This is a genomic window from Paludibaculum fermentans (assembly GCF_051172195.1).
GTDB lineage: Bacteria > Acidobacteriota > Terriglobia > Bryobacterales > Bryobacteraceae > Paludibaculum > Paludibaculum fermentans_A.
In genome coordinates, this window is the sequence record NZ_JBPJAQ010000004.1 from 382,866 (window position 1) to 408,787 (window position 25,922).

25 protein-coding genes are annotated in these 25,922 nt (G+C 63.0%); 13 read left to right on the plus strand and 12 right to left on the minus strand.

Annotation, left to right across the window (positions count from 1 at the left end):
• Window positions 1–3 precede the first annotated feature (3 nt).
• Window positions 4–3,477: a PAS domain S-box protein gene (locus tag ACR9Y2_RS38380; RefSeq protein ID WP_435047208.1), complete on the minus strand. Its 3,474-nt coding sequence runs from the start codon at window positions 3,475–3,477 to the stop codon at window positions 4–6.
• 234 nt (window positions 3,478–3,711) lie between these two features.
• Between ACR9Y2_RS38380 and ACR9Y2_RS38385 the strand changes: the two genes are divergently transcribed.
• The 5 genes from ACR9Y2_RS38385 to ACR9Y2_RS38405 all read left to right on the plus strand — a co-directional run bounded on the left by ACR9Y2_RS38385 (window position 3,712) and on the right by ACR9Y2_RS38405 (window position 7,397).
• Window positions 3,712–4,425 carry an FMN-binding negative transcriptional regulator gene (locus tag ACR9Y2_RS38385; protein ID WP_435047209.1) on the plus strand — a complete coding sequence of 238 codons (714 nt, stop codon included), beginning with the start codon at window positions 3,712–3,714 and terminating at the stop codon, window positions 4,423–4,425.
• A 381-nt stretch (window positions 4,426–4,806) separates the two neighbouring features.
• Entirely contained in the window at window positions 4,807–5,163 is a 357-nt protein-coding gene (locus ACR9Y2_RS38390; RefSeq protein WP_435047210.1) for an ArsR/SmtB family transcription factor, read from the plus strand.
• 13 nt (window positions 5,164–5,176) lie between these two features.
• Window positions 5,177–5,686 (plus strand): SRPBCC family protein, encoded by a 510-nt coding sequence (locus ACR9Y2_RS38395; protein WP_435047211.1) that lies wholly within the window; start codon window positions 5,177–5,179, stop codon window positions 5,684–5,686.
• Window positions 5,683–6,642 carry an alpha/beta fold hydrolase gene (locus ACR9Y2_RS38400; RefSeq protein ID WP_435047212.1) on the plus strand — a complete coding sequence of 320 codons (960 nt, stop codon included), beginning with the start codon at window positions 5,683–5,685 and terminating at the stop codon, window positions 6,640–6,642. The genes ACR9Y2_RS38395 and ACR9Y2_RS38400 overlap by 4 nt, the downstream gene beginning before the upstream one ends.
• Window positions 6,643–6,671: 29 nt before the next feature.
• On the plus strand, window positions 6,672–7,397 hold the full coding sequence (locus ACR9Y2_RS38405; RefSeq protein WP_435047213.1) for a class I SAM-dependent methyltransferase: 726 nt from the start codon (window positions 6,672–6,674) through the stop codon (window positions 7,395–7,397).
• A gap of 27 nt (window positions 7,398–7,424) precedes the next feature.
• Here the strand turns inward: ACR9Y2_RS38405 and ACR9Y2_RS38410 are convergent, their stop codons facing one another.
• From ACR9Y2_RS38410 to ACR9Y2_RS38420, 3 genes are all read right to left on the minus strand, one after another.
• Window positions 7,425–8,945 (minus strand): YifB family Mg chelatase-like AAA ATPase, encoded by a 1,521-nt coding sequence (locus ACR9Y2_RS38410; protein ID WP_435047214.1) that lies wholly within the window; start codon window positions 8,943–8,945, stop codon window positions 7,425–7,427.
• A gap of 63 nt (window positions 8,946–9,008) precedes the next feature.
• The gene (locus ACR9Y2_RS38415; RefSeq protein WP_435047215.1) at window positions 9,009–9,872 is read right to left on the minus strand and encodes a hypothetical protein; all 864 of its coding nucleotides are present in this window, start codon (window positions 9,870–9,872) and stop codon (window positions 9,009–9,011) included.
• A gap of 16 nt (window positions 9,873–9,888) precedes the next feature.
• Window positions 9,889–10,452, minus strand: a complete 564-nt coding sequence (locus tag ACR9Y2_RS38420) for a DUF4352 domain-containing protein (RefSeq protein ID WP_435047216.1) — start codon at window positions 10,450–10,452, stop codon at window positions 9,889–9,891.
• A gap of 73 nt (window positions 10,453–10,525) precedes the next feature.
• On the opposite strand from ACR9Y2_RS38420, the gene ACR9Y2_RS38425 reads away from it, so the two are divergent.
• From ACR9Y2_RS38425 to ACR9Y2_RS38440, 4 genes are read left to right on the plus strand one after another with little or no spacing between them, the layout of a single operon-like run.
• Window positions 10,526–11,176 carry a class I SAM-dependent methyltransferase gene (locus ACR9Y2_RS38425; RefSeq protein ID WP_435047217.1) on the plus strand — a complete coding sequence of 217 codons (651 nt, stop codon included), beginning with the start codon at window positions 10,526–10,528 and terminating at the stop codon, window positions 11,174–11,176.
• Complete coding sequence (locus ACR9Y2_RS38430; protein WP_435047218.1) at window positions 11,173–12,288, plus strand: oligogalacturonate lyase family protein; 1,116 nt, start codon at window positions 11,173–11,175, stop codon at window positions 12,286–12,288. Before ACR9Y2_RS38425 ends, ACR9Y2_RS38430 begins: the two co-directional genes overlap by 4 nt.
• A 15-nt stretch (window positions 12,289–12,303) precedes the next feature.
• Window positions 12,304–13,311, plus strand: coding sequence for a metal-dependent hydrolase (locus ACR9Y2_RS38435; RefSeq protein WP_435047219.1), 1,008 nt, complete (start codon window positions 12,304–12,306; stop codon window positions 13,309–13,311).
• 14 nt (window positions 13,312–13,325) lie between these two features.
• Window positions 13,326–14,777, plus strand: a complete 1,452-nt coding sequence (locus ACR9Y2_RS38440; RefSeq protein ID WP_435047220.1) for an aldehyde dehydrogenase family protein — start codon at window positions 13,326–13,328, stop codon at window positions 14,775–14,777.
• Window positions 14,778–14,789: 12 nt separating this feature from the next.
• Here the strand turns inward: ACR9Y2_RS38440 and ACR9Y2_RS38445 are convergent, their stop codons facing one another.
• Both ACR9Y2_RS38445 and ACR9Y2_RS38450 read right to left on the minus strand, forming a co-directional pair.
• Window positions 14,790–17,537 carry an ABC transporter permease gene (locus ACR9Y2_RS38445; protein ID WP_435047221.1) on the minus strand — a complete coding sequence of 916 codons (2,748 nt, stop codon included), beginning with the start codon at window positions 17,535–17,537 and terminating at the stop codon, window positions 14,790–14,792.
• Window positions 17,534–17,902, minus strand: coding sequence for a PadR family transcriptional regulator (locus ACR9Y2_RS38450; protein ID WP_435047222.1), 369 nt, complete (start codon window positions 17,900–17,902; stop codon window positions 17,534–17,536). Before ACR9Y2_RS38450 ends, ACR9Y2_RS38445 begins: the two co-directional genes overlap by 4 nt.
• A 144-nt stretch (window positions 17,903–18,046) precedes the next feature.
• On the opposite strand from ACR9Y2_RS38450, the gene ACR9Y2_RS38455 reads away from it, so the two are divergent.
• Together ACR9Y2_RS38455 and ACR9Y2_RS38460 are read left to right on the plus strand one after the other, a co-directional pair.
• Complete coding sequence (locus ACR9Y2_RS38455; RefSeq protein ID WP_435047223.1) at window positions 18,047–18,382, plus strand: PadR family transcriptional regulator; 336 nt, start codon at window positions 18,047–18,049, stop codon at window positions 18,380–18,382.
• Window positions 18,375–18,965, plus strand: coding sequence for a hypothetical protein (locus ACR9Y2_RS38460; protein ID WP_435047224.1), 591 nt, complete (start codon window positions 18,375–18,377; stop codon window positions 18,963–18,965). The genes ACR9Y2_RS38455 and ACR9Y2_RS38460 overlap by 8 nt, the downstream gene beginning before the upstream one ends.
• Before the next feature lie 98 nt (window positions 18,966–19,063).
• Here ACR9Y2_RS38460 and ACR9Y2_RS38465 read toward each other — a convergent pair whose 3' ends face one another.
• The 5 genes from ACR9Y2_RS38465 to ACR9Y2_RS38485 form a co-directional block, all read right to left on the minus strand.
• Window positions 19,064–19,969: a flagellin gene (locus ACR9Y2_RS38465; RefSeq protein ID WP_435047225.1), complete on the minus strand. Its 906-nt coding sequence runs from the start codon at window positions 19,967–19,969 to the stop codon at window positions 19,064–19,066.
• 42 nt (window positions 19,970–20,011) lie between these two features.
• Entirely contained in the window at window positions 20,012–21,373 is a 1,362-nt protein-coding gene (flgK, locus tag ACR9Y2_RS38470; RefSeq protein WP_435047226.1) for a flagellar hook-associated protein FlgK, read from the minus strand.
• Between the two features lie 40 nt (window positions 21,374–21,413).
• Window positions 21,414–21,776 carry a hypothetical protein gene (locus tag ACR9Y2_RS38475; protein ID WP_435047227.1) on the minus strand — a complete coding sequence of 121 codons (363 nt, stop codon included), beginning with the start codon at window positions 21,774–21,776 and terminating at the stop codon, window positions 21,414–21,416.
• Window positions 21,777–21,903: 127 nt separating this feature from the next.
• Window positions 21,904–22,233 carry a flagellar biosynthesis anti-sigma factor FlgM gene (locus tag ACR9Y2_RS38480; protein ID WP_435047228.1) on the minus strand — a complete coding sequence of 110 codons (330 nt, stop codon included), beginning with the start codon at window positions 22,231–22,233 and terminating at the stop codon, window positions 21,904–21,906.
• A gap of 158 nt (window positions 22,234–22,391) precedes the next feature.
• Complete coding sequence (locus ACR9Y2_RS38485; protein WP_435047229.1) at window positions 22,392–22,727, minus strand: helix-turn-helix domain-containing protein; 336 nt, start codon at window positions 22,725–22,727, stop codon at window positions 22,392–22,394.
• Window positions 22,728–22,880: 153 nt separating this feature from the next.
• Between ACR9Y2_RS38485 and ACR9Y2_RS38490 the strand changes: the two genes are divergently transcribed.
• Window positions 22,881–24,188, plus strand: a complete 1,308-nt coding sequence (locus ACR9Y2_RS38490) for a thiol-disulfide isomerase (RefSeq protein WP_435047230.1) — start codon at window positions 22,881–22,883, stop codon at window positions 24,186–24,188.
• Window positions 24,189–24,209: 21 nt separating this feature from the next.
• Window positions 24,210–24,938: a hypothetical protein gene (locus ACR9Y2_RS38495; RefSeq protein WP_435047231.1), complete on the plus strand. Its 729-nt coding sequence runs from the start codon at window positions 24,210–24,212 to the stop codon at window positions 24,936–24,938.
• Window positions 24,939–25,451: 513 nt separating this feature from the next.
• Here ACR9Y2_RS38495 and ACR9Y2_RS38500 read toward each other — a convergent pair.
• Window positions 25,452–25,919, minus strand: a complete 468-nt coding sequence (locus ACR9Y2_RS38500; RefSeq protein ID WP_435047232.1) for a hypothetical protein — start codon at window positions 25,917–25,919, stop codon at window positions 25,452–25,454.
• Between the last annotated feature and the right edge of the window lie 3 nt (window positions 25,920–25,922).

The window sequence follows — 25,922 nt, forward strand, 5'->3', positions numbered from 1 at the left end:
GGGCTAAGCGCCCGCCGGCGTAGTATTGGCATTCCTGCCGGAGAGCAATGCCCGCACGATCCTAAGGAGCGTGTCAGGAGTATACGGTTTGGGCACAAAGTGGGCGCCTGCGCCCAGCAACTCCTCCTTGTGGATGCCGTCGCCCGCATAGCCGGAGACATAGAGAACCTTCAAGTGCGGGTCTGCCAGCCGCAACTGCTGGACGAGCTCCGTCCCGCTCATGCCGGGCATCATGAGATCGCTGATGACCATGTCGATGTGGCCCTGGAATGCCTCTTTCATTGCCAGAGCCTCGCTCCCGCTGGCCGCTGCGAGAACCTGATAGCCGTAGTGCCCGAGGATGTCGACAGCCGTGCGGCGGACATTCTCATCGTCTTCCACCACCAACACGGTTTCGGTTCCGGCGAGTTCTTCGCTGGTCATCACCGTAGTCTTCGATGCGCCTTGCGGTTGCGGGATGGAGGGCAGGAAGACGTGGAATGAGGAGCCGTGTCCAGGTTCGCTTTCCACTTCGATGAAGCCGCCACTGCGTTCGACGATTCCATAGACGGTGGAGAGCCCGAGGCCAGTGCCATGTGTCCGGTCCTTGGTGGTGAAGAACGGCTCGAAGATGCGCTGTAGAATTTCCGGGGGCATGCCGGAGCCGTCATCGGCGACTGTCAACCGCACGTGCGGGCCGCGGCGATGGGGCCAGGAGTCATCGGCCTGCAACTCCGCCCTCGTGGTGCGGATGATGACATGCCCGGAGCGGGCAATGGCGTCACGGGCGTTGATCGCCAGATTCATGAGGATCTGCTCCAGGTGAGTCGCATCGGCCATCACAGAACCGGCATCGGGGTCCAGTTCCAGATGAAGGGTGACATTTTCGCCCATCAGGCGCCCGATCATCTTTTCGAGGTCCGAGATGACCGTATTGGGATCCAGCGCCTCGCAATGTTCAATCTCCTTGCGGCTGAAGGCCAGCAATTGCCGCGTGAGCGCGGCCGCCCGCTCGCCTGCGTCGTGGATCTGATCGAGGGAATCAGCCAGCAGGCTGCCAGGGGCGACCTCCCTTTGCAGCAGGCTGGCATAGCCGTTGATGACGGTCAGGTGGTTGTTGAAGTCGTGGGCCACACTGCCGGCGAGGCGTCCGACAGATTCCAGCTTCTGGGCCTGGAGCACCTGTTGCTCAAGGAACTTGCGGTGTGTGATGTCGACCCGGGCGCCGACGATGCGCCGCGGCAAACCCGCGCTGTCGCGTTCCACGACTTTGGCCGAACCAAGAATCCACAGGTAATGCCCGTCTTTGTGGCGGACGCGGAACTCGACGTGTGCGCTGGAATTGAGCCCGCTGGTCATAGCCGCCTGCGCGCTTTCGAGTCTCTGCCGGTCGTCGGGGTGCGTCAGCTCCCACCACATCGGATGGATGACGCTGAGTTCGCCCGGCTGGTACCCGAGGATGGTGCAGAATCGGGGACTCAGGAAACGCTCTCCGGTTTCGAGGTTCCAGTCCCAATAGCCCTCGTTGGCTGCGTCCAGGGCGAGTTCCAGCCGTTCCTGGGCCAGGATGCGGTCCCGTTCAGCGCGCTCCCGCTCGCGCTCCAGGTCCATGCGTTCCAGGGCCAGCGACAGACTCTCCGCAACCTCTTCCGCCAGTCCGACCTCCTCGGTGCAAAAGAAACCCGGCTCAGTAGAGTACATGCCGATGACATAGTCGGTCCTGCCGCGACGAGAAACAGGAAGACAGATGGAAGATCGCAATCCATGTTTGGAAGCCGCTTCGCGCCAGGGCGCCATGTTGGGATCGGTATCGAAATCAAATGAGGCGACGGCGTGGCCGTCCCGGATGCAGGCGCCCGTAGGCCCGATACTGAGCGGCCCCGTACCCGCCTCGATGCGGACTTCATCCAAATAGGCCGCACCCGGCCCCCCTTTGGCGACCGGTGAGACGAGCAGGGTTTGGGGATCCACACGGCCGACCCAACTAACTTCGAAGCCGCCGGACTCCACGGCGATGCGGCAGACTTCGTGGAAGAGATCCTCCTCTGAGCGAGCGCGGGCGATAGCCGCATTGCAGCGGCTGAGCACGGCGTAGAGTCGATTGAGCCGCTGAATCTGCTGCTCGGCCTGCTTGCGCTCAGAAATGTCCCTGAGAATGCTCTGATAGATGCGGCGGCCGTCCACCAACATCTCGGATGAACTGACTTCAGTAGGGAATGAGCGGCCGTCTTTCCGGCGGTTGGCGGTCTCAAAGACGACACTCTTCTTCTCGTCCACCACTTTCATGACGCGCTCAAAGTCGTCGACACTCGCCTCCGGCTTCAACTGCGGAACACGCATGCACAGCAGCTCTTCACGCGAATAGCCGAACATTTCCACCGCCCGGTCGTTGACTTCAATGATGCGGCCGTCACGCTCAAAAACCAGGATGGTGTCATTCGCGTTCCGGGAGAGCGAATTGTAGAGGCTGAGCAGGCGGTTTCTTTCTATCTCGTTACGGTAATTTTCCTGGTAGAAGAGGGCGCTTTGACGGCGCATGAGCAAGTGAAAGAGGGCCCCGCTGAGAAGCAGAAGTGCAGCCATGAGGGCGGCGAACTGGAGTGTGGATTGGAGTTCCGGCGCCAGCGCCTCACTGCGGTCGATCTTTGCGACGATATACCAATCCGATCCGGCCACTGGACGTCCCGCGGCGATGACAGACCGTCCACGGTAGTCGGTTCCTTCCAACGGGCCGGTCTCCCCGGTGACCGCCCGGACGGAGGGCAGGGACGACAGGGAGAGCGGCTCACGCAGCGCCAGGGCGGAATTGGGAGTCAGCCGCGTATTGTTCAGGATCAGCACTGAGCCGCCCGTCCGGCGCACCAGCAGAAGTTCACCGGTCTCTCCCGCTCCCAGCCAATCGCGTAGCGTCGGGAACAGGTAGACTTCCGGGTCGATGCCCAGAAGCAGATAGCCCAAGCGGTCTCCTTGCGGCGATTTGAGGGCCATGTGGACGCTAAGGAGAGGTGCGCGGCCACGGCTTGCGGGCGCAACTTCGCAAAAGGAGATCTCTGCCACATCACCCAGGCGGGTGGTCCAATCCTGAATCTGATGCGAGGCTGGGAAGGCACGGCCGGTCACAAGTTTGACCTCACCGTGCGGCCCAATCAGCGTCACGCTGGCGTAGCGGTATTGAGTGCGAATCAGTTCGAGCCACCCGCGGGCCTGCTCGAGGTCTGGTGGCCCAGCCTCATCGCGGAGGATTCGGGCCATGGCCGGCATGTGCCCGATTCCCGCGGCCAGCACATGGGCGTCGGCGAGGCGCTCCGCTCGCCAAGCGGCGACATCCGAGGCCTTCATGTTGGCCGCCGCGGCCACCCTGAGTTGCACCTCGGCGTCAAAACCACGATGTTGACGGAGAAGGTAGAGAGAGCCCATCAAGGCGATGACGATGATGAGCACGACCAGGAAGGCGACAGCAAAAGGCGACTTTCGGGACTCTTGCTCCGCTTCCTTCATCTCGACCTAAGTCTATGCCAAATAGTCAAAAACGCAATGGACCGGAAGTCACAGGGAGCGTTTGAGTTCGCGGCTCAGCGAATTGCAGCCGCGTGGGCGAGGACAGAAACGGCCTGCAGTGAGGGGGCATCGGGCAGCTCCGGATGCCGGTTACCCCGCACCAATTCATGGAAAACGTCCTGGGTGAGGCACAGCTAAGTTGAAGCCTAAGCCAAGGCGTGCTTTCCTAATTGCATGCCTAAACGCCGTGAGTTTCTGGGCGCCTTGTCTTCTCTCGGCTTGGGCGCTGCCATGGAAGAAGCAGATAAAAGCACCATCTACATTCCGGACCGCCAGCGTGAATCGGATCGCGCGGTGATCCTCGACTTCCTGGAAGAGTACTCCTTCGCCATGCTGGTCACGGCCGCCGGGGGTGTTCAAATCACAAATGTGCCCACGTTGTTCGACCGCTCGACGGAAGGTTGGGGCAGGGTCTGGTGGCATCTTGCGAAGAGCAACGGGCAGAATCAGGTCTTCGACGGCAACACGCAGTGCACCGTTGTCTTCCACGGGCCTCACGGCTATATTTCACCGAACTGGTACACCACAAAGAACGCGGTGCCGACCTGGAATTTTGCAGTAGTCCATGCGACGGGAAAGCCCAAACGGGTGGACGACGACGCGGCGTTCGCGAAATCGCTGGAGCGATTGGTGGCCCGCAACGAAGGCGACTATGGCGGCGGCGACCACTGGGATCTTGCGAAGTTGCCGGAGTCGTACCTGAAAGGGATGCGGCAGGGCATCGTGGCCTATGAGATGGTGATCGACCAGGTGGAAGCAAAATTCAAACTGGGGCAGGATCGTTCCGCCGCCGACCGTGCGGGCATCCTGAAGGGCCTGGAGAACGGGCGCAAGGAGCGCAACCTGACCGAACTCACGAAGGCGCATTACGGGCGGATCAAGGAGTAATCGGCGGCGCGTGCCCCTGAGCCAGGAGAGCCCGCGGCCGCAATGACCGGGCACAACAGCCGATCGCCCGTCTCCCCGGCGTTCGGCCCATCGCCGGAACATTCGCGAGCCAGGCAGTGAAGCCTGCTGGATGACCGGGCGCCAGATATAGCTCGAAACGTCCAGTCTCCATCGGTCAGAGGCAGTCGCAGTCCGGAAGGGCGGTGAGCCCAATGAGGGCCGCGACCGCGATACCGGCATTGCGCGGCAATGGACCGCGAACCTCGAACACAGAGCCCTGGGCAGTCCCCTCACCCGCAGATTCCGGCGGAGTCCGCAGCCAGGGTATTGACATCTCCACAATCCCGCTACATAATGCGTTAGTTATATAACAAACGAGCGATGAACCAATCACAACGTCTGGATGCCACCTTTGCGGCCCTCGCCGATCCGACGCGGCGGGCGATTCTGGCCCGGCTCGCGGCCGGGGAGGCCTCGGTGATGGAACTGGCCGAACCGTTCGCGATCTCGCAACCGGCGATCTCCAGGCATCTGCAGGTACTGGAGCGGGCCGGGCTGATTTCGCGGGGGCGCGACGCACAACGCAGGCCGCGACGCCTGGAAGCAAAGCCGCTGGCGGACATTGCCGGCTGGTTGGAAGACTACCGGCAGTTCTGGGAGGGCAGTTTCGAGCGCCTGGACGAACTATTGGATGAGATGAAAGCCGCCGGAAAGCAGCACAAACGCAAGCAGAAATGACAGAGGAGCCACGATGAAAAACACAGGGACCTTGAAGGTCACCACACCCACTGAGCGGGAGATTGTCCTGACGCGGGTTTTCGACGCGCCGCGCCGCATGGTCTTCGACGCCTTCACAAAACCGGAATTATTGAAGCGCTGGTTTGGCCCGCGCGGCTGGGAACTGGTGGTCTGCGACATCGACCTGCGAGTGGGCGGCACGTTCCGGTTTTTGTTGCGAGGCCCGGACGGCCGCGACATGGGAATGCGCGGGGTATACCGCGAGGTCACGCCGCCGGAACGCTCGGTCCACATGGAATCGTTTGACGACTACCCGGGCGAATCGCAGGTCACGACGCTGCTGGTGGAGCAGGGCGGCCGAACCACGATGACGGCCACCGTACTCTACCCGTCGCAGGAGATCCGGGACATCGTCATCCGGATGGGCATGGAGCACGGTGCCGCGGAGAGCTACGACAAACTGGCAGAGCTGTTGAACTCCGCAGCAGCGCCCCTCTCCGGACAGGAAGCGGCACGAACGTGAGCAGCGGAAGCCGCCGTCCGCGGCGGATCCTTCGCTGGGCCGGCGGACTCCTGGCGATCCTCGTGACCCTTCTGGCCGGGCTGTGGATCGCAGCCAGCATGGCACTGAACACAGACCGGATTCCGGCCGGCGCGGTGGAGAAGCGGGTGACGTCCAAGGACGGTACGGTGATTGCGTACGAGCAGACGGGCCAAGGGCCCGTAGTTGTCATCGTTGCCGCGGCCCTGGCCGATCGCGGTGGAGCGAGGCGGTTCGCTGAGCAACTCTCTGACCGCTTCACCGCGCTGAACTATGACCGGCGAGGCAGGGGCGGGAGCACCGACACTCAACCGTACTCACCGGGGCGGGAGGTCGAAGATATAGAGGCGCTGATCGACGCGTCGGGTGGACCGGTTTATCTGTTCGGCAGCTCCTCGGGGGCGGCACTGGCCCTGGACGCCGCCAGCCGCCTGGGTCCGAAGGTCAGGCGCCTGGTCCTATTCGAGCCGCCCTTCATCGTGGACGAAAGCCGGCCGCCGATGGCGGAAGGACTCAGCCAGGAAGCCGCTGCGCTCACCGCGGCCGGCCGCCGCAACGAAGCCGTCCAGCTCTTCTTCTCGAAGGGCATGGGGATTCCGGCGCCCGCGGTCAGCGCGATGCGATATCTGATGCCCGGGTGGTCGAAGATGACGGCGATTGCGCAGACGATCCCTTACGACCTGGCGATCCTGGCCGGTACACAGACAGGGCAGCCGCTGCCGCGCGATCGCTGGAGCACTGAGACTGCGCCGGCGCTGATCGCGGTGGGCGGCCGGAGCGAATTGTTCTTTCACCACGGCGCGCAGGCATTGGCCGGACTGCTGCCGAAGGCCCGATACCTCTCTCTGGAGGGACAGGATCACTCCGCTGTTCTCCTGGCGCCCAAGGAACTGGCAGCCGCGGCCGGACAGTTTTTCGGCGCACCCGGCCAACCTTAATTAGTCCGGAAGAGAACCGCCCGGCTACCATGGTTGACATGGACAATGGGTGGCAGAAGTCCGCGGCAGCCTGGATCGCGGACATGGGCAACACGGGCGATTTTGGACGACGGTACGTCCTGGACCCCGTCATGCTGCCGCGTGCCCTGGCACAATCACCGAAGACCGCCCTGGATGTAGGGTGTGGGGAGGGCCGCTTCTGCCGCATGCTCAAACGCCACGGAGTCGAGGTGACGGGCATCGATCCGACCCCGGCGCTGCTGGCCGCGGCCCGCAAACGCGACACCACCGGCGCCTACCTGGAAGCCACGGCGGAGCGGTTGCCCTTTGAGGACGCATCCTTTGACCTGGTTGTCAGCTATCTGACCCTGATCGACATCCCCGACATCCGGGCGGCCATCCTGGAGATGGCGCGCGTATTGAAGCCCGGGGGCTCCCTACTGATCGCCAACCTGACCAGCTTCAACACGGCCTGTGCCGGCGAAGGCTGGATCAAAGGCAGCACCGGCCGCCGCCTGCATTTCCCAATCGACGACTACCTGAAGGAACGTTCGGTGTGGATCGACTACCGGGACATCCGGGTCGTGAACCACCACCGCCCGCTGAGCACCTACATGCGGCTGCTGCTGGAGGCGGGCCTGCAACTCACCCACTTCGATGAACCGGCGCCCATCGCCGAAACTCCGCCGGCCAAAGCGGCCAGTTACCGGCGCGTGCCCTGGTTCCTCGTCATGGAGTGGGCGAAGCCGGCGTGATCCCGAGCGCATTCGAGAGGACTGGATTCAGCTCCAGTAGCTGCGGTCCAGCGACCGGTACTGTACCGCCTCGGCGACATGCTTGGCCTGGATCTGTTCGCAGGCGGATAGATCCGCAATGGTGCGCGCCACTTTCAGAATCCGGTCGTGAGCCCGCGCGGAGAGCCCCATGCGGCGGACCGCCATCTCCATGGTGCGTTCACTGGCATCGTCCAGCGGACAGATGCCGCGCAACCGACCGGGCGGGATCATCGCATTCACATAGCCCCGCTGCTGCTGGATCGCCCGGGCAGCCAGCACGCGCTGCCGCATCTCCGCCGATGACAATCCGGTATCGCGGCTGCGTAGTTCCTGATAGGGCACGGCCGGAATCTCGATGTGCAAATCGATGCGATCGAGCAGGGGACCGCTGATCTTGCCCATGTACATCTGGATCTGGGCGCCCGTGCAACGGCATTCCCGGGTGGGATCGCCATGATAACCGCAGCGGCAGGGATTCATGGCCGCGACCAACATGAACGAGGAGGGAAAGTTCAGCGTAATCTGTGAACGTGCAATCGTCACGGAGCCTTCCTCCAGCGGCTGGCGTAACATTTCCAGGACATTGCGGGGAAATTCGGGCAGTTCGTCCAGGAACAGCACGCCATTGTGGGCCAGGCTCACTTCACCCGGCCGCGGCATGCCGACGCCTCCACCGACCAGCGCAGCGTCAGAAATCGTGTGATGTGGCGCCCGAAATGGCCTGGCCGCGAGCAGTCCCGTCCCTTTCGGCAGTGCGTCAGCGACGCTGTGAACCTGCGTCGCGACCAGTGCTTCGGCCAGGGACATGGGCGGCAGTATCCCGGACAACCGCCGGGCCAGCATGGTCTTGCCGGAGCCGGGCGGCCCCACCAGCAATAGATTGTGCGCCCCGGCGGCAGCCACCTCCATCGCCCGTTTGCCTGTAGCCTGCCCACGCACATCCCGGAAGTCCATGGCATCCAGTGCGGGGTCAATCGCCGCGGGGACGCTCGGCTTCTGTGGCGTAAACCGTTCAGGATTCGAAAGCAGGCCCACCACCTCACTGAGATGGGAAACTCCATAGACCTTCAGGCCTTCCACCACGGCGGCCTCGGGCGCATTCTCACGCGGCACCACCAGGCTGTGCGCCCCTTCGTCGCGGGCACAGGCTGCCATCGAGATGGCGCCGCGCACTGGGCGCAGTCCTCCATCCAGCGACAACTCGCCCACCATCATCAGCCGGTCGCACTTCCGCACCGTACCCATCGCGCCAAGAATCGCCGTCGCCATGGGCAGGTCGAAACCGGCGCCTTCCTTGCGCACGTTGGCCGGCGCCAGATTGATGGTGACGGCCCGGTTGGGATACCCGAAACCGGAGTTGTGGATGGCTGAGCGAATCCGCTCGCGGCTTTCGCGGACCGCCGTGTCGGGCATACCGACGACGACAAAGTCCCGCTGCGATCCGCCCTGGGACAGATCGACTTCTATGTCGATGGGACGCGCTTCAATCCCGAATATGGCAGCGCTGCGCGTATGAAAGAGCGGCATGGACCGTCAGAGACCTGACAAAACAGAGTGTCCCGCCGCCGGCGATGTTCTCAGGCAATGCCGTTAATTCGGAGGGGGAGCCACAGTAAACTTGGCGGTCGACTCGGTCTCAACCCCAGCCACATGGTCTTTCACTTTCACCAGCAACGCGTACTCAGCGGCGAGGACCCCGGCGTTCAGGTTCAAGGTCAACTCCCCATTCAGCAGGCGCTGCGGATAGTAGGGCGAGTTCGTCTCCGATGCAGCTTGGGGTTGCGAAAACAGTACCTTCCCTGCAGCATTCAACACCGAGAGGCTGTAATCCACCTGAAAGCGGTTCTTTTCCCCTAACTGGAAGCCGGCCAGCTCGAACCGCGCGATCAAGGTCTCGCCCGCGTGATAGATAGCGTTTTCCATGGCCTGCCGGTCTGTGGGGTTCCGCAAGAATCGGAGATTGAGAATCGACAATCCCTGGACGACGGGCAATGGCCGGCCCGAAACGTTGAAACCGGTTTCGGTGTCGATACTGGTTTTGGCAAACTCATCGGCCACGTGGAGCTTCAATTTGTAGGCGCCGGGCGGAAGCTGCGCCGGCAAAGGGAGGGTTTGGGCGACTTTCGGCAGCCAGTTCTTGTCGTTATCGCTGAGCTCTTCCTGGATCGTTCCGTTCAGGGGCGCCATCAGGAGGAGCCCGTCCGGATCGACGGCGACCAACTGCCAGCGTAGGTCCACCTTATCCTTCTGAACGGTGAAGCCGCCGATGCGGAAGCTGAAGTAGAGCAATTCGCCGGCGGTGTATTTGTAGGTATCGGCAATGGCGGCCCCTTCCTCCTGCTTGTAGTGGAGGGTGGGCCTGACAACGGAAAGTCCACGTGTGGAGGCAGCAGGCGGCTGGGCGAAACCAGCCGCCGCTGTTAAGAATAAGGGCGCGAAGAACAGAAGCTTCACGCTTCCATTGTGCGCCTTACTTGGGGTTCGCAGGGGTGGCCAGGGAATCGACGCCCTTCACCGGCGGTGCTTCCACATGCAGGGGCAGGTCCACCAGGGCGGTGGTCTCAGACTCCGCATCGCCGCCGCTGGAGATGCGCAATTTGTAGCCGCCCAGCGGAACATCGAACAGGATGTGGCCATTCAAGGTCTGCGCCGGAGGAATCGGACGCAAAATGCCCAGCCATTGGTTTACGCCCTCACCTTTGTCCTTCTCGCGGTATTCCTTGCCCTCCGCATCGATCAACGCCAACAGCGGCACATTGATGTCACCACCACTGCCGTTCATGATCGAGACGTTCACCACCAGGAACCGGTGCTCGGGCAACTGGGCGCCCAAAGATCCCTCCAGGGATTCCTTCCACTCCGTGTCCAGCACTGTGTAGGTCAAAGGGCCCGCAACGGCCGGGGAACCCATCTGATATACCCTGGTACTGTTTGAACCGCTCTTGAAACGTGAACATCCGGGCAGGATAAAGGCGAGCCCCAGGCAAACCAGCAGCAGGCTCAGGGTTGGTAGTTTGATGAATTTCACAATCATTCCGAGGTCACTCCGAATCACTCCACTGTAGAACCTTATCGAAATGCGGACCATGTTGCAATCATCTGGAATAATGGCTTTCGCCCTTCTTTTGGCCGGAAGTGGGGTGGCCCCGGCACAGCAGGAGAAGCACCCTGTCACCGGCCGCGCCTATGCGGGCGTCATGGGCATGGGCGGAGCGTCCTGGCTCGACCGCAGTGATCGGGAACGTGAAGAAAATCCGCAGCTTGCCGTGAAATTACTGGAAGTGCCAGCCGGCGCGGTCGTCGGCGATGTGGGCGCCGGCTCAGGCTACTACACAGAATTGCTGTCCGGCCGGGTGGGTCTCTCCGGTAAGGTTTATGCGTCCGACCTCCAACCCGGCATGCTCCGTCTCATCCGCGAGCGCATTGAAAAAAAAGGCCTGCGCAATGTCGAGGTGGTCCAGGCGTCAGAGGATAGTCCAAAACTGCCGCCCGCCACGCTCGACCTGGTCCTGCTGGTGGACGTCTACCACGAGTTCTCCAAACCCCAGGAGATGCTGCGGGCGATACGCGCCAGTCTCAAACCAGGCGGCCGGCTGGTGCTGCTGGAGTTCCGCAAGGAGGATCCCTCCGTTCCCATCCGCGAGGAGCACAAAATGAGCGTGGCCGGCGTGCGCGCCGAACTGGAACCGGAAGGCTTCCGGTTTGAGAAGGTGTTGCCTGATCTGCCCTGGCAGCATATCCTTATCTTTCGCAAGTGAAATCAACAATCTACCCTTCCGAGCACGCCCTGGAACGGGATCCCTCCACAGGCGCCGCCGTTCACCGGCTCACTTCCGCCGCCTGCATCAACCACGCAACCTACTTTCTGCAGAGTTCGCTTACCCCGGACGGCAGCACCCTCATCTTCACCAGCTACCGGACCGGCTCGGCCCAGCTATTCTCGATTGAGGACTTTCCGTCCGGCCCCATCCGGCAGTGGACCGACGGGGACGCAATCCATCCCTTCTCGCCAGCCATCGACCTGTCCGGGCAGCAAGTCTACTTCGTTCGCTCCGGTTCGGTCTGGTCGATCCAGAGGCAGAACCTGGAAGAACGCCTGATCGCCCGCTTCGAAGGCACCCAACTCGGCGAAGTATCCCTTTCGGCCGATGGCGAGTGGCTGACGGCAGCGGCCAAGCAGGGCCCGCAAAGCGGTCTCGTCGTGGGCCGCACCGACGGTACGGGCTGGCACCTGATTCCCTTCCCCCGAACCGTCATCCATCCCCAGTTCCATCCGCTCGACCCCGAGTGGATCGAGTTCGCCGGCGACCCCGCCCCGCGCATGCACCGTGTACGCCGCGATGGCAGCGCCATGGAGTGTCTCTACGAACACGGCAACGACGAGTTCGTAGTGCACGAAACCTTTCTCGGCCGCACCGGCGACCTCGTGTACACCGTCTGGCCCTTTGGCCTCTGGCGCATGAATTGGGAGACCCGCGAACGCCACCGCATCTGTGAATTCAACGCCTGGCACATCACACCCAACCGCGCAGGAACTCGCGTGCTGTGCGACACCAATCATCCCGACCTGGGCCTGTTCCTGATCGACTCCGCCAGCGGAGCCCGCCAGCCCATCTGCCAGTCGCAGGCCTCCAGCGGCGGCACACAGTGGCTCACCTCCCGCTATGCCCTCGCTGAGGACTTTGCCGCTGCCCGCAGCGCCGCCAAATCGGGCGCCTTGAGCTGGATGGAGGTCTCTACCGATACCGTTTACGGCCCGCAGTGGACCCATCCACACCCTTCCTTCTCACCCGACGAGCAACTGGTGATCTTCACCAGCGACCGCACAGGTCACCCGCAGGTCTATGCCGCGGAAGTGCCCGCCCCATGAATCCGGTAAGTCGCCATGGATAACCTCACCCACTCGCTCACCGGAGTCCTGCTGGCGCGCGCCGGCCTGAACAAACTGGTGCCGCGGGCCACCGTCCTGGCCGTGATCGCCGCCAATCTGCCCGACCTCGACATCGTCACCGGGCTCCGCGGATCGCTTTGCTACCTGGCCAATCATCGAGGCTTCTCGCATGCTCTCTTCTGGCTGCCATTGGTGGCGCTGGCGCCCTTGCCCATCTGGTGGCTGCTGGCGCGCCGCCAGGGCGTCCGGCCGCTCGACTGGTTGAAGGCCTACCTCATCTCGGCCGTCGCCCTCCTCAGCCACCTCGTGCTCGATTGGATGAACGTCTACGGCATCCGCCTGAAGCTGCCATTCTCCGGCGAGTGGCTGCATCTCGATCTCCTGAACATCGTGGATGTCTGGGTCTGGGCGATTCTGCTGCTCTGCGTGCTGGGCCCCATGCTGGGCCGGTTGGTGGAAAGCGAGATGGGCGCCCGGCGCGGAGCAGGACGCGGTATGGCCGTCGCTGGACTAGTGCTCGTCGCGCTCTACATCGGCGGACGGGCCCAACTTCACGACCAGGCCGTGAAGACCCTGGAAGCCCGCATGTACCGACGCGAAATGCCGCGCCGCGTCCTGGCCCTCCCCGGCGCTTTCCAGCCCTGGCAGTGGACTGGAGTCGTGGAAACCCCCAGCGCCTGGCATGTGGTCCCGCTCGATCTGCACCACGAGTTTGATCCGGATTCGGGACGGACGTTCCCCAAACCCGATGTGAGTGCCGTGCGCAAGGCCGTCCTGGCCACGGAAACGGCCCGCGTCTTTCTCGACTTCTCCCAGGCCGCGCTTTGGCGCATCACCCCCGCTTCGTCGCAGGAAGGCGCGGTGAGCCTCACCGTCCACGACCTGCGCTTCGGCCTGCCCGAAGAAGGAGCGTTCTCAGCCGAGTGGATCGTCGATCCGCAGGGCCGCGTCGTGCACGAGGGGTTCGTGTTTGGCAGGATGGGATCAGGAAAGAAGCCCTAGGAGGGCGCCCACCTGTGACGACAGCCAAAACGCACAATCCGGAGTACCCCATGTGGATCGCCGACAGGGAGATCCGCACCGCCGCTCCACTCTCGGTTCGCGTTCCCTACGACAGCTCTCCGTTCGCCACCGTGTATGCGGCCGGCCCCACGGAACTTCAGCAAGCGGTCGACGCAGCCGTAGCCGCGGCGCCGGTCATGCGGGCCCTGACGCTGGACGAACGCAGCGCCATCCTGCGCACGGCGCACTATCGCCTACTGGAACAGAAAGAGGACTTCGCGCGCACCATCAGCTCAGAGAGCGGCAAGCCCCTGCGCGAAGGCCGTGTGGAGGTCGAACGGGCCGCCGGAACCCTTCTCTTCTCCTCGGAAGAAGCCCATCGCCTGGCCGGCGAAGTGGTCCCCATGGAGGCGCTGGCCTCCGGCAAAGGCCGCATGGCTATGACCGTCCGCGAACCGGTCGGTGTCATCGCCGCCATCACGCCCTTCAATTTCCCGCTCAACCTCAGCGTGCATAAGATTGGACCCGCCCTGGCCGGCGGCAATGCCGTCATCCACAAACCCGCCTCCGCCACGCCCGTGTGTGCGTTGAAGCTGGCACGGCTGCTGCACGAATGCGGTCTCCCGGCTGGAGCGCTCAACGTCGTCACCGGGCCCGGCGGCGCCATCGGCGACTTCCTGGTGGAGCACCCATCCATCCGCATGATCACGTTCACAGGCAGCGCCGAGGTGGGCCTGCGGATCCGTGCCCGCGCGGGCCTGAAGCGCGTCACCCTGGAACTGGGCAACAACTCGGCGCTCCTGGTGGAACCGGACGCCGACCTGGCCGACTGCCTCGAGCGCGCCGTGCCGGGCGCCTATGCGCATTCCGGCCAAGTCTGCATTTCCGTACAGCGGATCTTCGTTCATCGGCGCATCCACGACGAATTCGTTCAGCGCTTCACCGCCGCCGCCCGCGCCCTGCGCGTCGGCCCTCCGCTGGACCCGGAGACTCAGGTGAGTTCACTCATCACGGAAACTGAGGCGCAGCGCGTGGAGCAATGGGTGGAAGAAGCGGTAGCCGCTGGAGCTGCCCGCCACAGTGGTGGCCCGCGTTCCGCCGCGACCCTGCAACCCGTGGTCCTGACGGAGGTGCCCGAGCAGTCGCGCGTCTTCCGGCAGGAGGCCTTCGGGCCGGTTGCCGCCATCAACGCCTACGACGAGTTGGACGATGCCATTGCGCGAGTGAACGACTCCGACTACGGCCTGCAGGCCGGCATCTTCACCAACGATCTGGACAAGGCGTTCCACGCCGCGCACCGGGTGGAAGTGGGCGGCTTCCTGATTAACGATGTCCCGCAATTCCGGCTCGACCAGATGCCCTATGGCGGCGTGAAACTCAGCGGCACCGGCCGCGAAGGTCCGCGCTACGCGATTGAGGAGATGACGGAGCCCAAGCTGATCAGTTGGCGCATCCGGCGCGGGTAGCCGCGGGTCCGGCTACTCCGATCGCAAGGTCACCGCCGGATCAATGCTGGTCGAGCGCCGCGCCGGGACATAGCAGGCAAGCAAAGCCAGCCCGGCCAGCAAGGCCGGCGCTCCAATCAGCAGCATCGGGTCGTAGCCCTGCACGCTGGCCACTGTGAAGAAGACGCCGGAGAGCCCGCGAATCCCAGCGATCGAGAGCGCCAACCCCACAGCCGTGCCGAGCAGCACCATCAGCGCGCCCTCCTTCATCACCAGCGCCAGCACATCGCGTTTCTGCGCGCCCAGCGCCAGGCGGATCCCGATCTCGCGGGACCGTTTCGCCACCGAGTATGCCGTGACACCCGCCAGCCCGACGGCCGCCAGCACCAGCCCGAAGAGCCCAATCAGGCCATAGGTCCACGAAGCGGCTTTCAGCATCGACATGAACTGTGAGATGTGTTCCATCATGCTGCTGGCGTGGAAGGGCGTCACTCGGGTGTCGAGGCTCGCAATCTCGCGTTCCACCGCACTGATGACGTCCACACCCGGAGCGCCGCGCACCAGCAACGTCACACCGCGCAGTGAGGGCTGGGCATGGTCCGCCGGGCGCAACGGAAAGTAGACCGCCGAATGTTTCTTACTCGCCACCAGGTCCTCCGAAACGTCCCCGGCCACACCCACGACTTCATAGGTGACCGGCGCCGCCGACAGCGCGCTGGCCCGGAAATCGATCGTCCCGGGCATCGCTCCGAAGCCGCCTTGCGCGGCCGCATTCCCCAGTTCAATCCGCCGGCCCACCGGATCGGCTCCATTCCAGATGCGGCGCACCGCCTCCTGGCTGACGATCACCGCCGAGGCTCCGGCCCGCTCATCCTGCCGCTGAAAGCCGCGTCCAGAAAGGATGCGAATCCCCACCGTCTCAAAGTAGCCGCGGCCCACTGTGTGCTTCCGGGCCCAATTCGCGGCGCGCCGCCCGTCTTCGCTGGAATCCGCATTTAGGAACCGGATCCCGGCGTTGCCATCCAGCGAAACAGGCAGCGTGTCTGTCAGGCTGGCCGAGATCACCCCGCGCTTCGACTTCACACGCTCCAGTAGCTTTTCCAGAAAGTCAGCTGCGCGCTCCGGAGCGTACCCGTCACGCACGGGATCCAGCGAAACCATGTACAGGTTCCTGGGATCGAACCCTTCCTGTACGCCCAGTGTGCTCTGGATTCCGATGCCCAGGTAGCCCGTCATCAACAGCAGTGTCAACGAGGCCGCCATCTGCAGCAGCATCAACCCGTTCTTCAATCGGGGCACCCTGCGCATCTCGGCTCGCAGCCCACCGCTTCCTTTGAGCGCCTGCACCAGATCCGTGCGGGTCGCCTGGAAGGCCGGCGCCAGCCCGAACGCCAATCCGGCCAGCCCCGTCGCGGCAAAGGTGAACAGCAGGGCGTGCCAGTCGGGAGTCAGGTCAAAGCCGACGGGGATCGGCAGAGGCATCTTCAACTGCGACAGGGCATGCATCAGCCAGTAGCTCAGCAGCAGGGCCGGCGGAGCCGACGCCACCGAGAGCAGCACGCTCTCCGTGAGCAATTGCCGGATGAGCCGTGCCCGGCTCGCCCCAAGGGACAGCCGCACCGAAATCTCCTTCCGGCGGTCCACGGCGCGCGCCAGCATCATATTCGCGACATTGGCGCAGGCGATCAGCAGCAGCAGCCCGCCCAGCACCATCAGGAACTCCTTGAAGAACGGCACGTCCTGTTTGCGTAGAGGCAGGATCTTCCCGCCCCCCATCAACTGCACCCGGAGCCCCTTCTGGTGGCGATCCGCATCGCCGTAGCTATCTGCCCAACGTTGTGCGGCCGCATTCAACTCTGCCTGTGCGCTCGCCTCCGAAGTGCCCTGCTTGAGCCGGCCTACCATCTGGAACATGCTGAGATCGCGACGCTCCAGGGCGTCCTTCCCCATCTCCGGAGCCAGCCGCGCATCGACGGTGACCGGCAGCCACACATCAGCCGGAAAGATGGTGGGCGAGGCGCCCAGGAACTCCTCAGCGGCCACGCCGACAATGGTGCAGGTGCCGCCATTCACGCGCAGCCTGCGGCCTACTACCGATGGATCCGATCCCAGATGCAGCTTCCAATACCGGAAGCTGACCACGGCCACCGGAGCCAGGCCAGGCTGTGCATCGGACTCATCCAGGAACCGGCCAAACATCGGGCGCGCCCCCAGGGTCGAGAAGTAACCGGCCGTGACCAGGTGCCCCCACACGCGCTCAGTCCGCGCCCCGCTCTGGACCCCGAACGGCACCGGAGCCACATAGGCGAAGGAGCCCGCGAACAGGTTCGGCAATTCGCGGTACCGCCGGTAGGCGGGATAGGAGACCGGTGCCTGCAGCGAGACCAGTTGCTCCGGAGCCGGCACGCCGGGCAGGTCGCGCAGCAGCCCGTTCATCTCGGAATAGGCGCACGTCGCAATGCAGACGCCTAAGGTGATGGAGGTGAGCGCAACCGCCGTGAACCCCGGAGAACCAGCCAGCTTGCGCACCCCATGGCGGGCGTCGTAGCGCAATTCCGCCGCATACTCCACCGGCACGCGCCACGCCAGATCCAGCAGCAGCCTCAGCAGTCCGGCTACGCCATGCCGCCGCCAAACGGGCTCGACCAGGTCCTCGGCCGCCTGCAGTAACTCATCCCCATAAACGTTGCGGAACTCATGCGGGAATGCCCGCTCCAAAGCGCGGTACAGCCGCAAAGTCATCGCCACTGGCCGCTGTGAATCCGTGGAAACCGGCCTCATGCGTCCGCCTCTTTCTTCGTCAACCCGCGTTTCCCGCGAATCACGCGCACGAGATCCTCCAGCCGTTCGCTTTCGGCCTTAAGTACGCTTCGACCCAGCGGAGTCAGGCGGTAGTACCGGCGGCGCGCATCGTCGAGCTCGACGGAGGGTCGTGTCTCGGACTCTTCGAGGAGATTCTCCTCCATGAGCCGCCTGATCGTGCCGTAGAGCGTCGCGGGCCAGAGCCGCACCTTCCCATCAGTACGATCGAGCACCTCCTGCATGATGCCGTAGCCGTGCTGTTCCCCATCGGCCAGCGAGAGGAGTACGTGAAACCAGTTGGGCTTCAGCGGAACGAAGCTCTCCGGACGGCGCGCTTTGGTCATAGCTCCTGCTCCATATAGATATCGATTGATATATATATGGAGCGGAACTGAATGTCAACGGAAAAGTGCAGTGGCGCCGACTCGCGTCCAGTCTGCCAATGTGGCCTTGAGCCGGCTACCGGTTTAGCCTATTATGTAGTTCAAATGCAGAGCCCAGCCCCGCTCGGCGAGTTTGAGCAGGTTGTCCTGCTGGCGATTCTGCGGCTGCAACAGAATGCCTATGGTGTGACGATCCGGGCGGAAATAGCCGCCTGCACTGGCCGTGAACCCAGTCCGGGTGCCATCTATATCACTCTGGACCGCCTGGAAGAGAAGGGGCTGGCGACATCCCGGTTTGGAGAACCCACACCCCAGCGCGGCGGACGGTCCAAGCGCTATTTCACTGTGACGGCAGTGGGCGTCGAGGCCGTGACATCCGCACAAAGGGCCTATCAACGGCTATTGAAAGGACTGAAACTGTCGGAGGTGTGCGATGGATAGTACTGTGGCGGCGCAGTGGCTGCTTTCACTCGTGTCCGAGCCCAAAAACGCCACCTCGATGGTGGGCGATCTCGAAGAGGAAGCCTCCACGCGGGGCCGAGGCTGGTTCTGGTGGAATGTTTTCCGCACAGCCGCCGCACATCTGGGCAGGGATCTCCATGATGCTCCGCTACGCATGCTCGGCTTTGCCTTCTGGGGTTGGAGCACAAGCTGGGTGGTGGCCTTTCTCCTGTCCATGGTCGTCGCGCTTTTGCGCAACCGCCTGATCGGCATCATCCCTTCGTGGGAACCATCAGTGCACCTGACGATCTACCTTGCCATCGCTCCGCTGCTGTGCGGCTGGGCTCGGGCGCGGCAATACCGGCACCGGGCTGTGGCTGCCGCCTTCGCCACGGTCATACTGATGGCTGTGGTCCAACTGGCGTCGGTGTATTTATCAAACCTCCAGTTTCAGCGCATGGGGCAGCTCTGGCCAGGAATGGAGCGGCCGTTCCAACAAACCTTGATCAGATCCACTTGCTTTCTCGCCGGCACCTTCTTATTCCGGACCCGTGCCGCAACCGGCTGCCACGCCGCGCGATAGACCCGAACCCATAATCCTCGCCCACGGGCCATCAAGGGGAACCTGCCGCCCCCCAGCCTGTACATAACACCCCGACGTCGGATCCGGCTTCCGCGGCTCTACCCCATGTAGTCGAAAAGGCTGGTCTTCCCCATCTTCGATCGCACCTCCAGCGCGGCCTGCTGGCTGTACTTCAACTGCGTGAAATCCAGAATCGCCTGGGTTTGATCCGCATCTTCCAGACGCCCACGGTCCTCCTTCAGCCGCACCTGCTCCTTCGAAGAAGTGTTCACCGCATCCTCCAACCGGCTCTGCACATTTCCATAGAAACTCAGTGAGGAATTGAGGTGGTCGGACACTCCAGGCAATGGCGCCAACGAGGCCTGAATCGCATCCGCGTCGTTGGCGAGCAGCGCCTGGCGCAGATTCTCCATTGCCTGGAACACGTTTTTTGCGGGATCGGAATTGTCGAGAATCATCCGCGCATCCCTCGCAACGGGGATCATTCCACCATTCGGATGCGCCACCTGGCGGCTCGAATCGGACCCCTGGTAGCTGGTCCATGGCGGGTTTTGCTGCAGATCGAGGCCGTACGCGGCGCCCTGATCGTTATCGCCAGAGAAAATGAACCGCCCCCCGACCTGCGTATTCGCCAGCGCCACCATACGCTGCATCAGGGTGCCCACCTGCTCCGCCACGCTGGCCCGCGACACCGCGGTCTGTTCGCTGTTAGCAGCACTCAATCCCAAAGTGCGGACTTCGTCGAAAACCCTGACCGCATTCTGCATGGCGCCTTCAGCGGAGTCCACCTCGGACTGTACACGGTCGAGGTTCGTGCTGACCTGATTAAGCCGTGCCAGGTCGGTCCGCACTTGCATCAGGTTCGCAATCACCGCCGGGTCGTCCGAGGCCGACTCCACCCGCTTTCCCCCGCTCACCTCGCTTTGCGCCTTCGCCATCCGGGCATTGATCTGCCGCAGCCTCTCCAGGTACAGATCCGTGCTGCCATCAATCGATCGAATCATAGAATCAATAGTCCTCGCCGCATGCGCTCAGGCGGCCGCTGGTCATCGCAGCAGGCCCAGCGCGATCTCCGTCATCTCATTCAGCGTCTTCACCAGTTGCGCCGAGGCCTGATAACCACGCTGGTATTGAATGATCAGGATCGCCTCCTCATTCAAATCCACCTGCTGCACTTCGTCTCTCAACTCCCGCGCCTGTGCCACCAGTTGCGACTTTGTCGCGACACTCTCCTCCGCACTCTGCAACTGCAGTCCAACTGACGCCGCCCGGTTGCCATAAAACTCGCTGAAGGTCAGCCCGTCGATGCTCTTGGCCTGGGAAAGATCCGCCAGTTTCAACGCCACCCCGTTGCCGCCGGGAGCCGTGCTGTCCGCCAGCGCCAAATCACCAGGCTGGAGGGCATTCGTCCGCAAAGTTCGCGCGGCGCCAAGCGTCGAGTCGTACTCGAACAGATTCTGCGTGGGCGGCTGGCCGGTACTATCCACCCCTCCGCCAAGCGTCGTATTGACGGTGTCCGCCACAACCTGCGCCAGCCTGTCAATCTCTGACTGATGCTGGGGAATGATCGAATTGCGCAATGTCAGCAGACTGCTCACGCGCCCGCTGGAGACCTTGTCCGTTACGTCGCGCCCCTGCGAATCCAGCAGCAGCGCCTGCCCGCCGCTGGCGTCGACCGAAAGCGGATAAGCCTTGTCGCCCCCCGCGACCATCACCTGCCCGCCCAGGAAGATGGTTGAACTGCCATCCTCGGCCGTCAGGATCGTGAAGTCGCCACTCTCTGAGAGATCCTCCTGCAGGGTCGCCAGCTGCGCCTGCAAGCCGGCATCGCTCACTGCTCGGACATCGGACCGGAATTCGCGATTGATCTCGACAATCTTCGCGACCGTCGAATTGATGCTGCTCACCTGATCCTGTAGTGAGCGCTCCACCGTATGCGAAGCCTCGGCCAATCCATTCGATAGTGCGTGGAAGCTGTCAGCCAACTGCGTCGCTCGATCAATGGCAGTCTGCCGCATCGCATTGTCGTTCGGTGAGACCGTCAACGCTGAGAACGACTCCACAAGATCCGTCAGCGCGCCCGGCACGCCCGAATCTCCGCTGATGTCGAATAACGGCTCCACCCGCTTCAACTGCGCCGACATCTCATCGGCAGCCCCGAACTCAGCGGCCCGCCGCCTCACGTTCGATTCGGCGAACGAACTCCGCGAATCCAGAGTCCCGCTCCACGTCACACCACCCGACAAACCCAATTCTGGCTGGATCCGTTCGGATTGAAACTCCACTCGCTGCCGCGCATAGCCCGGTGTTGAGGCGTTGGTGACGTTCGATTGCACGACGCCCATCGCTCGTTCGAATGCGCCCATCGATCCGGCTGCATTGCGCAGCGAGACCATCAAGCTGCCCATCGCGTGCTCCTGTACCGGCTTCCCGCCGGCCGGACAATCTTTAGCCCCGGTGATCTAGCAGCCCGGAAGCCGGCGGAGCCGCATTCCAGGCCCCGGCCGGGTTGTATCCCGCTTGCGTCCCTAAGAACGATTGCCAACCATCACAAAACGAGAGCGCCTGCTCCAGAAGCGCCGACAACCGTCGCAGGCGCGTCTGCATGGGACGGAACGTGTGCTCCAGGATACCCGGCGGCATCACCGGTACCGAAAATGAACGCACCAGCGTTATCACCAGTTCAAGCTCGTTCTGGATCTCCTGAATCTCATCCACACTGGGTCGCGCCAACAATCGGCGTTCGACCGAATCAAGGTGGGCACACACGACAGCCGCCATCGGGCCGCTCGACGAAGAAGCAATGCTCATGAAACACCACTATCCCGCTTGTCAGTTCTGGAGAATCGGCAGCAGCGTGCCTGAGACGCGGACGGGCTGGTTGCATCGAACCACGGCCGCATGGGTATTGGGCGCTCGCCTTCAGCGAGCCCGTTCGCTAGCCTGGACCCACGCTGCCAGTGGATTCACCACTCGCCATCGTGGCATCGTCGATCATCGCTTCACTCACCGCCGCCGGGTCGGGGTTGTACGTGCCTGCCTGGTAGGCCGCCGCCAGTTGCTCCAGGCGGGCTTGCCGCTCCGGCGACTGCGGCTCCATCGCTTGCAGCCGCTCCGCCAAAACAGAGAGATTGACCTGATCGGCAGCGCCGCCGGCGCCACGCTTGGCAACCGCCTGCCCAGCCTGCTGTTCGACCGCGTCCGCACTTTGCGTACGATCTAGCCCTGAGGCTCCGATTCCGGCCATATTATTCGTGTCTATGCGCATCCGGTTCTGCTAGCTTACCCCAGATGGGTTCACCAGCTCCTTCACTCAACTTATCGGCCCGGATCCGCCGCCTTTAGAATATTTTGATTTGGATGTGATCCACTGTGCTTATCGAATGCCAACGAGAGTTTTCGAGAAACTCTCTCACAATCCGCAAATTAGCCCAGTGACAGGAATCGATACCACTTCGTCGCACCAGCAGCAGCCTCACTGCCCGGCTCACGCCGCTCCGGCTGCTTCTCTCCAAGACTCGCCTGGCAGTCCGCCAGAATCTCGTCCGCCTCAAACCCAATCGCCGCCGCATACTGGCGAATGTAACTAGTAGTAAACACTCCACCTGGCAGCTTGCCGTACTCACCCATCTCAATCGCCTCTAGAAACCGGCGGCTGATTTTCGTGGCTTCGGCGATGTCTTCCAAGCGGACTTTGTGCTTGATCCGGTGCTCTCGCAGAAGCAAGGGCTTCCCGCCCTGCTGCCCACCCGTGGTGGCCACCCGTTTTGGTGTCTCTTGCCGTCTATTACCTTTAGGCACTGAGTACCCCGGAACAACACTCAGGATACCACCGTCCGAATCCCTGGCGCCCCCCCGGAAATCCAGTATCAACTCGCTCCCGTATACTGTAATCAGAAGAGAGGCGATTCCGACTTGTCCACCCGATTTCTGTTTCTGGGCCTGATGTGTGCCCCCATTTGGGCCGCACCCGCGGCCGCCGTCACCTTCTACAAGGACGTCCTGCCGGTCCTGCAGAAGAACTGCCAGTCGTGCCACCGCCCGGGCGAAGCCGCGCCCATGTCCTTCCTCACCTACGACACCACCCGCCCCTGGGCTAAGTCGATCAAACAGGCCGTCCAAACCCGCAAAATGCCGCCGTGGTTCGCCGATCCGCACACCGGCAAATTCTCGAACGACCGGTCTCTCTCCCAAACCGACATCGACCTCCTCACCCGTTGGTCCGACACCGGAGCGCCGGCCGGCGACCCCCATCAGGCGCCCGCGCCCGTTCACTTCTCCGAAGGCTGGCAAATGGGCAAGCCCGATCGCACCTATGAGATGCCGGTCGACTTCCAAGTCCCTGCCTCCGGCACGCTCGAGTACACCTACTTCGTCATCCCTACCGGCTTCACCGAGGATCGCTGGATCACCGCTTCCGAAGCCCGCCCCGGCAACCGGGCCATCGTCCACCACATGATCGCCTTCGTCCGCGCCCCCGGGTCGAAGTGGCTGGCCGAGGCTAAGCCGGGCATCCCATTCATTCCAAAGGATGAACGCGGCTCCGGCGGAGAGGGTCGCGACGGCATGGCCGACGAGTGGCTGGCCGGCTACGCGCCCGGAACGCCGCCCATGGAACTGAAGCCAGGCCAGGCCCGCCTCGTGCCGGCCGGCAGCGACATCATCTTCCAGGTCCACTACACTGCTAACGGCAAGGCGCAATCTGACCGTTCCCGTCTGGGTTTGAAATTCGCCGCGGGACCGGTCTCCGAACGCGTCACCATGGCCGCCGCCTCCACCAGCAAGTTCGCCATTCCTCCAGGCAACGCCAACTACCAGGTGAAGGCAGTCACCACCCTGGCCGCTCCGGCAAAGCTAGTCAACCTCCAACCGCACATGCACTTACGGGGCAAGGCGTTCTCCTATAAGCTCATCTACCCCGACGGCCGCACGCGGGAGTTGCTCAACGTGCCGCGTTACGACTTCAACTGGCAACTCGTCTATGAACCGTCCGGCGACCTCACCCTGCCGGCCGGCACCCAGATGGAGTGCATTGCCACCTACGACAACTCCGCCAATAATCCGTTCAACCCCGATCCCAAAAAGGAAGTCCACTGGGGCGACCAGAGCTGGGAAGAGATGATGATTGGTTTCTTCGATATCTCCATCGATCCCAAAATGGACCGGCGAGAACTCTACCCACGCAAAAAGACAGCGAAGAAGCCTGCGTCCTCAGGGGATTAATCCGGCCGCTGCGGAACGAAAATGAAACCAGGCTGCGCCATCGGCTGGCTGCTGCTCTCCGCCACCAGGCTGTTGGCGCACGACCCCATAACCACTCCGCTCACCTGGTCCAGGGAGATTTCACGAATCCTCGAGAAGCGATGCCTGGGCTGCCACCAGGCCGGCGGCAAAGCCCCTTTCTCTCTCACAACTTACGAGCAGGCCCGTCCGTGGGCCGTGGCGATTCGCGAAGAGATCTCCAACCGCACCATGCCGCCCTGGAATGCGGTCAAGGGCTTCGGTGCCTTCCGCAATGAGATGGCCCTCACCCAGGAAGAAATCCAGACGATTGCAGATTGGGTGAACGGTGGCGCGCCTGAGGGCGATCCAAAATTCGCCAGCGGGGCAATCCCACATTCCTACCATCCCGAGGAACTCCCGGCCGGCGCCGTCGAGTCGGATGCCGGCGCTTTCCTCCGGTCCGCGACCATCTTGGGCCTGCGCATCGCCTCCATGCCGAAAGGCGGTGAAGCCCACCTGTACCTCCAGCAGCCCGGAGGAGCCCACATCCCGCTGATCTGGATCCGTCAATTCCAACCCGCTGCCCCCCGCCTCTATCTTCTGGCGGAGCCCATTACCGCACAACCGGGCGCCCGCATTGTCATCTCGACGGCGGGCCGGCCGGGCTCGAAGGTGCGCTTCCGGGCGGTGCTGGCTCAATCACCGGCCGCCCAGGCACTCGCCCGAACTCCTGTGCCAGTTGCCGAGTGATCTTGTCAGCCACATCCGCGCTCGCCGACCGGAACTTCGCCCCCTGGCTCTCCTGGGTCGTTGACCAAATCACATCGCCATCTTTATTCACAATCCGTACCGAAGCAGACGCTTCGTGCTTTCGTTCCTGGATCCTCGACTGCTCGTTATCGCCCACCCCGCCACCCAGGCTGAGGTAATCCCTGCTCTTCGACGACGATCCCTTCCCTGCCCCAAGGTTCGTGCGTGCATTGATCCCCTCGGAGGACTGGAATACATCGGTGAAGACCAAGTCCTCGCCCGATCCGCGCAGTACGGCATCTGCTCGTTCCGGGTTCTCCGTGATGACGAAGAGCCGGGCGCCCTGCATGCTGGCGATGAGCATGTCCCGGATCTGTGCCGCGCCTTCGCCGCCTCCGAACTTATCGACGTATACCCGTTTCAGCGTTCGCAACTGGAGTGAAAGCGCATCCGGCGCCTGAGCCCTAGCCAGCGCCAGAAAACATATGGCGAAAATTGACGAAGCCCGCCGGATCATCCCTTTCCTGCTTTCCGCGCCTCTTCATCCATGAAGGTCACCTTGCGTCCCGTTCGCGCCTCCAGGCTCACCAGCATCGCCCGCACCGCGTTCTTCTCCACGCGGAACAACATCGCCTGCTGCTTACCATCTTCAGCCTCAAACCCCACCGTCAGATAGTGCGATCGCTTCTTACTCAAGACCATCAGCGGCGAGATGACAATGGCTTCCCACAGCCGCCGGTCCACCTTCTGGCCATACTCCAATAAGTTGATTCGCTCGTACGGCACGCGCACTACCGACCCTTTTGATAGGAAAATAAAGGAAATAGGATCCGTCGCACTCAGCTTGCCGTTCTGCCCGGTCTCCAGCGCCGCCAAAGTCCCGCCCAGATACTCGGCCGGCGCCCCATTGTCCCGGGCGACGGCGAATCCACAGGCGAATGCGAGCATCAGTACTAGATAGAGTCTGATTCGTGATCTCATAGG